The organism is Isoptericola sp. NPDC057391 (assembly GCF_042668085.1).
Classification (GTDB): Bacteria; Actinomycetota; Actinomycetes; order Actinomycetales; family Cellulomonadaceae; genus Isoptericola.
Map to the genome: position 1 here is coordinate 1 of NZ_JBHVBO010000149.1, position 10,483 is coordinate 10,483.

The following is a 10,483-nucleotide window of genomic DNA, read 5'->3' on the forward strand; positions in this document are numbered from 1 at the left end:
GTCAGGTTCCCCGTGAGGTAGTCCGGATCGTGCCGAGGTAGTTCAGATCCCCGCGAGGTAGTGGACCAGACCACTACCTCGGCACGAGCTGAACTACCTCGGCACGAGCTGAACTACCTCGGCAGGGTTGGTACTACCTCGGCAGGCCTCCTCGCGGGCGCGCCGACGACGGTCCCGGGCGTGGGCGGTGCGGCTCGGCAGAATCGGGGAGTGCCTGCCCGTCGCCCGACCTCGCCCGCCGCCCGCCGTCCGGCGTCGCGGCCCTCGGGGGCGCGCGGCGGCTCCGCGCGGCCCACGACGACGTCCCACGCGTCGGTGGGCACCAAGCCCAAGGCGCCGGCGAAGGGCACGAAGAGTGCGGGCGCGAGCAAGGGCAAGGGCGCCGGCGCGGCCACGGGCTCCGGAAACGGCAAGGGCTCGGCGGGCACGCGGCGCGGGTCGCGGCGTCCGGCGGGGCCGGCGCGCGAGGAACGGCGCCGCAGCCGGTACGGGCTGGTGCTGCCGGAGGTGCTCACCGTCCGGCTCATCGTGCTGTCCGTGGTGGTGCTGCTCGCGGTGGTGCTGCTGCTGCCCACGGTGCGCGCCGCCGTCCAGCAGGCGCACGAGCTGGACCGGCTGCGCACGGAGCTGGCGCAGAACCGGGCCGAGCGCGACCGGCTGGAGGTGGAGCTCGGCCGCTGGGAGGACCGGTCGTACGTCGAGGAGCAGGCGCGCTCGCGGCTCAGCTTCGTCATGCCGGCCGACAAGGTGTGGCGCGTCGTCGACCCGGACGCGGCGGGGGACGACGACGTCGACCCGGTGACGGGGGAGGCCGTCGGCTCCGGGCCGGTGGGCACGTCGACCGGCCCGAGCGTGCCCTGGTACCAGTCGGTCTGGGAGTCGGTGCGGGTCGCCGACGGCCCCGCCGCCACGGACGACGACGATCCCGAGCCCGGCGGCTCGCCCAGCCCCTCGCCCGGGGCCGGCTGAGCCCTGCCCGCCGGCCGGCGGACGCGCCCGGCTCAGCGACCGCCGCGGCGGTGACCGAGCCCGGCCGCGACGTCGGCGGCGGCGTCGAGCACGACGGGCACGAGCGCCTCGACACGCGCGGGCGGCATGTACGGGCGGGTGGCGGAGACGCTCACGGCAGCGACGATCGCGCCAGACGCGTCGCGCACGGGCGCGGCGACGCAGAGGATGCCGGGCTCGTTCTCCTCCAGGTCGAAAGCGACCCTGCGGCGGGCCGACGCCTCCATGACGGCGACGAACTCGTCGGGCGTGAGCACGTCGGCCGCCGGGCCGTCGGGGTCGTCCCCGCCCACGCGCCGCTCGGCGACGAACAGCGCGCGCCACCGCTCGGGCTGGTCGAGCAGCAGCGCCTTGCCCACGCCCGTGCGCGTGAGCGGCATCCGGTGCCCCACCCGCGAGCGCATCTCCGCGCCGCGGGTGCCGGGGATCTTGTCGAGGTAGAGCACCTGGCCGCGGTCCTCGACGGCGAGGTGCACGGTGTCCGAGACGCGGGCCGCGAGCGCCCGGAGCGGGGCGGCGGCGACGTCGGCGACGGGGTTCTCCTGCAGCGCCTGGTAGCCGAGCTCGATGAGCGCCGGCCCGAGCGCGTACCGGCCGTCCTCGAGCCGGCGCACGTAGCCGGTCGCGAGCAGCAGCTGCAACAGCCGGTGGGTGGTGCTGCGGCCGACGCCGGTCTCGGCGGCGATGTCGCGCAGGCGGTCGTGCCCGCGGGCGACGGCGTCGACGACGGCGATGCCGCGCGCCAGCGTCTGCGTGCCGGGCGGCGCGGTCGGGGGGAGGCTCACGGCGACGACGATATCCCGATAATCGGGACGCGGTTCTCATGATCGGGACCGGGTGCCTACCGTCCCGACCATGGCCGATGACGCACCACGGCGCGACGCCGCGCTCGTCGCCCTCGACTGGGGCACCTCCAGCTTCCGGGGCTGGCTCCTGGACACCGCGGGCGAGGTCCTCGACGAGGTCCGCACGGACGACGGCACGCTCCGCTGCTCCGCGGGCGCCGGCTCCGCTCCCGAGCGCGCCGCCGCCTTCGAGCGGACGTTCGCGCGCCTGTGCGGACCCTGGCTCGACCCCCGCCCCGGCCTGCCCGTGCTGGGCGCCGGGATGGTGGGCTCCAACCACGGCTGGGCCGACGCGAGGTACCTCGACGTGCCGACCGGGCTCGCGCGGCTCGCCGACCACCTGACGGCGGTACCGGCCTCGGGCTCCGTCGTGCGGCTGGTGCCGGGCCTCCGGGTCGCCGGGCCGGACCCCGACGTCCTGCGCGGGGAGGAGGTGCAGCTGCTCGGCGCGCTGGAGGAGGCCCGCGAGCAGGGCGGGACGCCGCTCGCCACGGTCGTGCTGCCGGGCACGCACTCCAAGTGGGTGCGACTCGACGGCGAGCGGGTCACGGGCTTCGGCACGGTCATGACCGGCGAGCTCTACGGGCTCCTGCTGCGCGACAGCATCCTGGCCCGCCTCGCCGAGGCAGACCCCGCCGACGGCCGGGACGACTTCGACCGGGAGGCCTTCGACCGCGGGCTCGACACCGAGGCGCGGCGCGGGGACGAGCGCGGCCTGGCGGCACTGCTCTTCACGGCCCGCACCCTGGTCATGGCCGGCGCGCTCCGGCCCGCCCAGGTGGCGGACTACGTCTCGGGCCTCCTCGTCGGGTCCGAGGTGCGGCACGCGCTGCGGGCGGACCCGGCCCCGCTCGTCACGGTGTGCGCCTCCCGCTCGACCGCCCGCCGCTACCGCCGGGCGCTCGAGCACCACGGCGCCGCGGCGCGCGTCGTCGGGGAGGACGTCGCGGCGCGGGGCCTGTGGCGCGTGGCACGCGACGCCGGCCTGGTCGCCGCCGACCGCACCGGGCCGCGCGCGAGCACCACCCTGTCCGGCACGGAGGAAGGAACCCCATGACGCACCGCCCCACCGGCCTCGTCGCCATCCTGCGCGGCGTCACGCCCGCCGAGTCCGTCGATGTCGCGGCCGCCGTCCTCGAGGCGGGGTTCGACGCCGTCGAGGTGCCGCTCAACTCGCCCGACCCCCTCGCGTCGGTGCGCCGCATCCGCGACGCGGCCGGCCCGGACGCGCGGGTCGGCGCGGGCACCGTGCTCACCCCCGACGACGTGCGCCGCGCCGCCGACGCCGGAGCCACGCTCGTCGTGTCGCCGAACACCCGGCCCGACGTCGTCGCGGAGACGGCGCGGCTCGGTCTGGAGAGCTACCCGGGGGCGGCCACGCCCACCGAGGCGTTCGCCGCGCTCGACGCCGGGGCCACCGCGATCAAGGTCTTCCCGGCCGCGGCGGTCGGCGTCTCGGGCCTGCGCGCCTGGGCGAGCGTCCTGCCCGCCGGCACGTCGCTCGTCCCCGTGGGCGGGGTCGACGCCACGAACCTGGGCGAGTGGGCCCGCGCCGGCGCGGCGGGCGCCGGCCTCGGCACGTCGCTGTACCGGCCGGGCGACACCGCCGGGACCGTCGCCGGGCGCGCCGCCGAGCTCGTCCGTGTCTGGGCCGACCACACCGACCACTGACCATGCGTCACACGCTGAAAGGCAAGCCGTGAAGATCACGTCGCTGACGACGTTCGCCGTCCCGCCCCGCTGGCTCTTCCTCAAGGTCGAGACCGACGAGGGGGTCGTCGGCTGGGGAGAGCCCGTCCTGGAGGGTCGCGCCGCGAGCGTCGCGGCCGCCGTCGAGGAGCTGGCCGACTACCTGGTCGGCAAGGACCCCCGGCAGATCGAGGACCACTGGACCGTGCTGTACCGCTCCGGCTTCTACCGGGGCGGCGGTGTCCACATGAGCGCGCTGGCCGGCATCGACCAGGCGCTGTGGGACATCAAGGGCAAGGCGCTCGGGGTGCCCGTGCACGAGCTGTTGGGCGGGCCCGTGCGCGACCGCATCAAGGTGTACTCGTGGATCGGCGGCGACCGGCCCGCCGAGACCGCCGCGGCCGCGACGGAGGCCGTCGCGCGCGGCTTCTCCGCCGTGAAGATGAACGGCCCCGAGGAGCTGCAGTACCTCGACACCCGGGACAAGGTGGAGAAGGTCGTGGCGAACGTCGCCGCCGTCCGCGACGCCGTCGGGCCGGACGTCGGCATCGGCGTCGACTTCCACGGGCGCGTCCACCGCCCGATGGCGCGCGTCCTCCTCGACGCGCTGGAGCCGTACCACCTGATGTTCGTCGAGGAGCCGGTGCTGTCCGAGCACGTCGACGGCATCGCGGACGTGCTCCGGGCCTCGAGCACGCCCATCGCGCTGGGGGAGCGGCTGTACACGAGGTGGGACTTCAAGGACGTCATCACGTCGGGCGTCGTCGACGTGATCCAGCCCGACCTCTCCCACGCCGGCGGCATCACGGAGGTCCGCAAGATCGCGGCGATGGCCGAGGCGTACGACATCGCCGTGGCCCCGCACTGCCCGCTCGGGCCGATCGCGCTCGCGGCCTGCCTCCAGCTCGACGCCGTCGCGTACAACGCGGTGATCCAGGAGCAGAGCCTGGGCATCCACTACAACACCGCCAACGACCTGCTCGACTACGTCGTCGACCCGTCCGTCTTCGCCTACGCCGACGGTTCCGTCGAGATCCCGCGAGGGCCCGGCCTCGGGATCGAGGTGGACGAGGACTACGTGCGCGAGCGGGCCGCCGTCGGGCACCGGTGGCGCAACCCCGTGTGGCGGCACGCCGACGGCTCGTTCGCGGAGTGGTGAGGTCGCCCCGGCAGCGGTGCGACCGGGGGAACATCCGGGGGAGAATGAGGGCTGCCCCGCCCGCGAAGCACCCGAGGACCTCTCCGTGACCGACCAGACCCCCGCCCCCGTCGACGCCGGCGACCCGACCGCCGTCACCGACCGCGACCTCGAGGTGCTCGCCGAGCAGCTCGGCCGCGAGCCGCGCGGCGTCGTCGGCATCGCCGCCCGCTGCGTGTGCGGCCGCCCGCTCGTCGTGCGCACCGCGCCGCGGCTGCCCGACGGCACGCCGTTCCCGACGACGTACTACCTCACGCACCCGGGCGCGGTCGCCGCCGCGTCGCGGCTGGAGGCGCAGGGCGTGATGAAGGAGATGACCGAGCGGCTGGCCCAGGACGAGGAGCTCGCGGCCGCCTACCGGCGCGCGCACGAGCACTACCTGGCGAAGCGCGCCGAGCTCGGGCAGGTCGACGAGATCGAGGGCATCTCCGCCGGCGGCATGCCGACGCGCGTCAAGTGCGTCCACGTGCTCATGGGGCACGCGCTGGCCGCCGGTCCCGGCGTGAACCCGCTCGGCGACGAGGCGCTCGCGCTGGTGCGGGACCAGTGGCGCCCCGATCGATGCACCTGCTGAACGACGTCCGTCACACCTGCCGGGCCCGAGGAGCGTGGCGTGGGTGGTGGATGAGACAGTGTCGCGCGTGACAGAACGCTCCACGCCCACCGCCGCGACGAGGGTCGCCGCGATCGACTGCGGCACCAACTCCATCCGCCTCCTGGTCGCCGACGTCGCCCCCGACGGCGCGCTCACCGAGCTCGACCGGCAGCTGCGCATCGTGCGCCTCGGCCAGGGCGTGGACCGCACGGGCGAGCTCGCCCCGGAGGCGCTGGCGCGGACGCTCGAGGCGTCGCGCGACTACGCGAAGGTCGTCGCGGAGGCGGGCGCCACGCGCGTCCGGTTCGTCGCGACGTCGGCCACGCGCGACGCGCGCAACCGGCGGGAGTTCTTCGACGGCGTGCGCGCGGCCGTGGGCGTCGACCCCGAGGTGGTCTCGGGCCGCGAGGAGGCCGAGCTGTCCTTCCGCGGCGCGACGGCGGGCGTCGCTGCACAGCACCCGGGGCCGTACCTGGTGGTGGACCTCGGCGGCGGCTCGACCGAGCTGGTGCTCGGCACGACGGCACCGGAGGCGGCCCTCTCGCTCGACGTCGGGTCGGTGCGGATGACGGAGCGGCACCTGCACTCCGACCCGCCGGCGCCGGCCGAGGTGGAGGCGGCGCGCGCGGACGTGCGGGCCGCGCTCGACGACGCCTCCCGGACCGTCCCGTTCGGCCGGACCACGACGCTCGTCGGGCTCGCCGGCTCGGTGACGTCGGTGACCGCCCACGCGCTGGGGCTGGCCGAGTACCGCCGCGACGCCGTGCACGGGGCCGTCCTGGGCGTCGACCGGGTGCTCGCCGCGTGTGACGACCTGCTGCACCGCAGCCGCGAGCAGCGCCTCGCCCTCGGGTTCATGCACCCCGGCCGGGCGGACGTCATCGGCGCGGGCGCGCTGGTCTGGTCGGAGGTCGTGCGACGGGTGCGCGACGACGTCGCCGCCGCGGGCGGCGCGCTGACCGACGTCGTGACCAGCGAGAGCGACATCCTGGACGGCATCGCGCTCTCCCTCGTCTGAGCCGCTCGCCTGACCTGCACGGAGGGTGCGGGGGGTCACGGGCTGGACGGCCCGCCTGCGTGCCTCCGGCACGGTCGTAGAATGGTGTTCATGCCTCAGAACGTTCTGTCGTCGGACACCTCTGTCCAGGACGCGCCTGCCGCGGCCCCGCGGCCCCGCAAGGTGCCCCGCATCGTCGTCCTCGGCGGTGGTTCCGTCGGCCTCTATGCGGCGCGTCGTCTGCGCCGCAAGCTCGGCAAGCAGGACGCGGCGATCGTCGTCGTCGACCCGCGGCCGTACATGACCTACGCGCCGTTCCTGCCGGAGGCGGGCGCGGGCTCGATCGACGCCCGCGACGTCGTCGCCCCGCACCGCAAGGCGCTCAAGGGCATCGACGTGCTGCAGGGCCTGGTCAACCACATCGACCACGCCGGTCACAAGATCACGATCCACCCCGAGGAGGGGCCGGACTACGAGGTCTCCTACGACCAGCTCGTCGTCGGCCTCGGCTCGGTGTCCCGCACGCTGCCCATCCCGGGCCTCGCGGACAACGCGATCGGCTTCAAGAACGTGGAGGAGGCCATCGCGGTCCGCAACCACGTGCTCAACCGCATGGACGTCGCCTCGTCCACGTGGGATGCCGACGCCCGCAAGCGCATGCTGACGTTCACGTTCGTCGGCGGCGGCTTCGCCGGCATCGAGGCGCTGGCCGAGATCGAGGACATGGCGCGGTACGCCACGCGCAACTACCCGACGATCGAGGTCGAGGACCTGCGCTTCGTCATGATCGAGGGCTCCGGCCGCATCCTGCCCGAGGTCTCCGAGCCCATGGGCCTGTGGGCGCTCGACGAGATGAAGAAGCGCGGCATCGAGTTCCACCTCAACACGTTCCTGTCGTCCTGCGAGGACGGGCACGTCGTCACTTCCACCGGCGTCGAGTTCGACACCGAGACGATCGTGTGGACCGCGGGCGTCAAGGCGAACCCGGTCATCAAGGAGGAGTCGGACCTGCCCGTCGACCGGATGGGCCGCGTCATCGTGAAGCCCACGCTGCAGGTCGCCACGGAGGACGGCGAGATCGTCCCCGACGCCTGGGCCGCGGGCGACTGCGCGGCCGTGCCGGACGTGCTCAACCCGGGCCAGTTCTGCCCGCCGAACGCGCAGCACGCGATCCGCGAGGCCACCAAGCTCGCGGACAACCTGGTCGCCGTCCTCCGGGGCCAGCAGCCCGAGGACTACGCGCACAAGAGCGTCGGCGTCGTCGCGTCCCTCGGCCTGTACAAGGGCGTCGCGGAGCTGTTCGGCTTCCTCAAGCTGCGCGGCCCGCTCGCGTGGCTCGCGCACCGCGGCTACCACGTGATGGCGATGCCGACCGGCAACCGCAAGGTGCGCATCCTCATCGGCTGGGTCGGCCAGTTCCTCATGGGTCGCGAGATCGTGTCCCTCGGCTCCCTGCACGACCCGCGCGACGAGTTCCGCAAGGCGTCCGTGCCGCCGAAGCGGCCCGGCGAGAAGGTGGAGCAGAAGGCCGAGTCGTCGGCCGCGCGCGCCGAGAAGGGCTGACCTTCCCCGGTACCGTGAGCGGGCGTCCGTGATCTCCCCAAGGAGGTCGTCGGGCGCCCGCTCCGTCGTCCCGCCCCCGTAGCCCAACTGGCAGAGGCAGCCGGCTTAAACCCGGCCCAGTCCCGGTTCGAACCCGGGCGGGGGCACTCCCCGTTCTCCGTCAGACGGCGCCGCCGGCCGTCCCAGAGCCGACGGCGGCGCCGGCCCGGCGGAAGGCGTCGACGACGCGGCGCACGGCGAGCCGCTCGGCGCGGTCGGGTCGCAGGACGGCGGAGACGTGCCGCGCGGCGGCGACGTCGGCCAGCTCGCGCAGGGTGAGGCGGTCGCCGGTGGGCGTGGTGAAGCGCGGCAGGACGGCGACCTGGTCGCCGGCGGCGACGAGAGCCTCGATGAGCCGGTTGTCCCGCAGCCGCTGGACGACGCGCAGCTCGGCCCCGGTGGCTTGCTCGACGGCGAGGCGCACGGAGTCGAACGGGTAGCCCAGGGGGACGCCGATCCAGTCCTGGTCGACCAGGTCCGCCGGACGCACCCGCTGCAGGCGGGCGAGCGGGTGCCCCGCGGCCATCGCGATGTCGAGCGGCTCGCGCGCCAGCGGCACGACGGTGAGGCCCTCCGCCCCGGCGGGCCGCACGCTGGTGAGGGAGTGCGCGACGACGACGTCGTGGTCGGCGGTGAGCGGGCCGTACTCGGCCTCGGCGATGTCGACGTCGGCGCAGCGCAGCGTGATGGCGGTGCCGGCGAGGTCGGCCATGACGCGGGGGAGCAGGAAGGTGGCGGCGCTGGCCAGGGCCGCCACGCTGACCGTGCCGGACGGCTCGCCCTGGAACTCGTCCCACCGGGCCTGCACCTGGGCCAGCGCGGCGGCGACGCTCGCCCCGCCCTCGGCCAGCAGCCGGCCGGCCTCGGTGAGCCGCAGCCCGCGGCCGGACGGCTCGACGAGCGGCGTGCGCAGCTCGCGCTGGGCCGTGCGCAGCTGCTGGGACACGGCCGACGGCGTGCGGTGGGTGGCCCGCGCGACGGCGGTGACGCTGCCCCGGTCGGCGAGCTCGCGGAGCAGCTCCAGGTGCCGGACATCCATGAAGCCAGCCTACAGACAGCGTGAAGCAGGTTTCGCTTGTCCTTCAACGTCGAGCGGGTGAGGCTGGGCGCATGCCCGCCCGCCACCGGCTGCTCGCCGTCCTCGTCGCCCTCCTGTGGGGGCTGAACTTCATCGCCATCGACGCGTCGCTGCAGCACTTCCCGCCGATGTTCCTCGTCGCCCTGCGGTTCGCGCTCATCGCCCTGCCCACGGTGTTCCTGGTGCCGTGGCCGGACGTCCCGGTGCGCTGGGTGGTCGGCTACGGGCTCGGGTTCGGCGCGCTGCAGTTCCTCTTCCTGTACTGGGGCATGGCGGCCGGGATGCCGGCCGGCCTCGCCTCGCTCGTGCTGCAGATGTCCGGCCCGTTCACCGTGCTGCTGGGCGCCACGTTCCTGCGCGAGCGCGTGAGCGGGCGGCAGGTGCTCGGCATCCTCGTGGCCGTCGGCGGCCTCACCCTGGTGGCGTGGCAGCAGGCCGCGACCGCCACGGTCGTGCCGTTCCTCCTCACGCTGGCGGGCGCGTTCGGCTGGGCGATCGGCAACGTCTGCAACCGCCAGGCGAAGCCGCAGAGCCCGCTGCGCCTCACCCTGTGGATGTCCGTGGTGCCGCCGCTGCCGATGCTCGCGCTCTCCCTGCTGGTCGAGGGGCCCGCCGAGATCGCCCGCTCGCTCACCTCCTGGGACGACCCGGCGGCCGTGGGCGCCGTCGTCGGCCTCCTGTACACGGTGGTGGTCGCCACGGTGCTCGGCTCGGGCATCTGGACCTGGCTCATGGCCCGCCACCCCGCGGGCGTGGTCGCCCCGTTCTCGATGCTCGTGCCGGTGGTCGGCATGTCGGCGGCCTGGCTGCTGCTCGGCGAGCGGGTGACCCCGCTCGAGGGCGTGGGCGCCGTGCTCGTCGTCGGCGGGGTGCTCTACGGCAGCGGCCGGGCGGTGCGGCGTCTTCTGCCGTCAGCAGAACGGCAGCCCGCCGCGCCGCTGGCGGAGCCCACCGGGGCCGGTCGCGGGTAGCGTCGTGGGCATGACGGCGGACACGGGGTTCGGCACGACCGCGACGGAGCACGTGCGCGAGCCGCTGCTGCGGCACCTGGTCGGAGCGATCCTGCGCCGCGCCCGCCTGGCGCAGGGCCGCACCCTGCAGGAGGTCTCGCAGGCGGCGCGCGTGTCCACCGCGTACCTGTCGGAGGTGGAGCGCGGCCGCAAGGAGGCGTCGTCCGAGGTGCTCGCCGCGGTGTGCGCGGCGCTCGGCATCCGGCTCGTCGACCTCGTCGCCCAGGCGCACGACGCGCTCGCGGCGAGCGCCGAGCAGCAGCAGCGCGTCCGCGTGCTCACGTCCCTGCGCGACCGGTCGCCGTCCTCGCCGGTGCACCTGCGCTCGACGACCGCCGTGCGCTCGACGACGTCCGACGTCGTCGCCCTCGCCGCCTGACCACTCGGAGCGCGAGGTAGTTCGAGACTCGCCGAGGTAGTTCGTGACAAGGAGTCACGAACTACCTCGGCAGGTAGCGAAC

Annotated in this window: 11 protein-coding genes and 1 tRNA gene; 10 read left to right on the top strand and 2 right to left on the bottom strand. The window is 75.0% G+C overall.

What is annotated here, in order from left to right:
* Window positions 1-210 precede the first annotated feature (210 nt).
* Window positions 211-969: a septum formation initiator family protein gene (locus ACFUVW_RS16230; protein ID WP_430572353.1), complete on the top strand. Its 759-nt coding sequence runs from the start codon at window positions 211-213 to the stop codon at window positions 967-969.
* 32 nt (window positions 970-1,001) lie between these two features.
* Here ACFUVW_RS16230 and ACFUVW_RS16235 read toward each other — a convergent pair whose 3' ends face one another.
* Complete coding sequence (locus ACFUVW_RS16235; protein ID WP_430572354.1) at window positions 1,002-1,793, bottom strand: IclR family transcriptional regulator; 792 nt, start codon at window positions 1,791-1,793, stop codon at window positions 1,002-1,004.
* A gap of 70 nt (window positions 1,794-1,863) precedes the next feature.
* Between ACFUVW_RS16235 and ACFUVW_RS16240 the strand changes: the two genes are divergently transcribed.
* The 7 genes from ACFUVW_RS16240 to ACFUVW_RS16270 all read left to right on the top strand — a co-directional run bounded on the left by ACFUVW_RS16240 (window position 1,864) and on the right by ACFUVW_RS16270 (window position 8,041).
* A complete protein-coding gene (locus ACFUVW_RS16240; RefSeq protein ID WP_430572355.1) occupies window positions 1,864-2,910 on the top strand; it encodes a 2-dehydro-3-deoxygalactonokinase in 1,047 nt (348 codons plus the stop codon).
* Window positions 2,907-3,524: a 2-dehydro-3-deoxy-6-phosphogalactonate aldolase gene (locus tag ACFUVW_RS16245; RefSeq protein ID WP_430572356.1), complete on the top strand. Its 618-nt coding sequence runs from the start codon at window positions 2,907-2,909 to the stop codon at window positions 3,522-3,524. The genes ACFUVW_RS16240 and ACFUVW_RS16245 overlap by 4 nt, the downstream gene beginning before the upstream one ends.
* A gap of 28 nt (window positions 3,525-3,552) precedes the next feature.
* The gene (gene dgoD, locus ACFUVW_RS16250) at window positions 3,553-4,701 is read left to right on the top strand and encodes a galactonate dehydratase (protein WP_430572357.1); all 1,149 of its coding nucleotides are present in this window, start codon (window positions 3,553-3,555) and stop codon (window positions 4,699-4,701) included.
* 85 nt (window positions 4,702-4,786) lie between these two features.
* Entirely contained in the window at window positions 4,787-5,314 is a 528-nt protein-coding gene (locus tag ACFUVW_RS16255; RefSeq protein WP_430572358.1) for a DUF501 domain-containing protein, read from the top strand.
* A 67-nt stretch (window positions 5,315-5,381) separates the two neighbouring features.
* The gene (locus ACFUVW_RS16260) at window positions 5,382-6,353 is read left to right on the top strand and encodes an exopolyphosphatase (protein WP_430572359.1); all 972 of its coding nucleotides are present in this window, start codon (window positions 5,382-5,384) and stop codon (window positions 6,351-6,353) included.
* Window positions 6,354-6,443: 90 nt separating this feature from the next.
* A complete protein-coding gene (locus ACFUVW_RS16265; protein WP_430572360.1) occupies window positions 6,444-7,895 on the top strand; it encodes an NAD(P)/FAD-dependent oxidoreductase in 1,452 nt (483 codons plus the stop codon).
* A gap of 72 nt (window positions 7,896-7,967) precedes the next feature.
* Window positions 7,968-8,041: transfer RNA gene (locus tag ACFUVW_RS16270), tRNA-Leu, on the top strand.
* 14 nt (window positions 8,042-8,055) lie between these two features.
* Here ACFUVW_RS16270 and ACFUVW_RS16275 read toward each other — a convergent pair.
* Window positions 8,056-8,973 carry a LysR family transcriptional regulator gene (locus ACFUVW_RS16275; protein WP_430572361.1) on the bottom strand — a complete coding sequence of 306 codons (918 nt, stop codon included), beginning with the start codon at window positions 8,971-8,973 and terminating at the stop codon, window positions 8,056-8,058.
* A 71-nt stretch (window positions 8,974-9,044) separates the two neighbouring features.
* Here ACFUVW_RS16275 and ACFUVW_RS16280 point away from each other — a divergent pair, with 71 nt between their 5' ends.
* Both ACFUVW_RS16280 and ACFUVW_RS16285 read left to right on the top strand, forming a co-directional pair.
* A complete protein-coding gene (locus ACFUVW_RS16280) occupies window positions 9,045-9,983 on the top strand; it encodes an EamA family transporter (RefSeq protein ID WP_430572362.1) in 939 nt (312 codons plus the stop codon).
* A gap of 10 nt (window positions 9,984-9,993) precedes the next feature.
* Window positions 9,994-10,401: a helix-turn-helix domain-containing protein gene (locus ACFUVW_RS16285; RefSeq protein WP_430572363.1), complete on the top strand. Its 408-nt coding sequence runs from the start codon at window positions 9,994-9,996 to the stop codon at window positions 10,399-10,401.
* The last annotated feature ends 82 nt before the right edge of the window (window positions 10,402-10,483 follow it).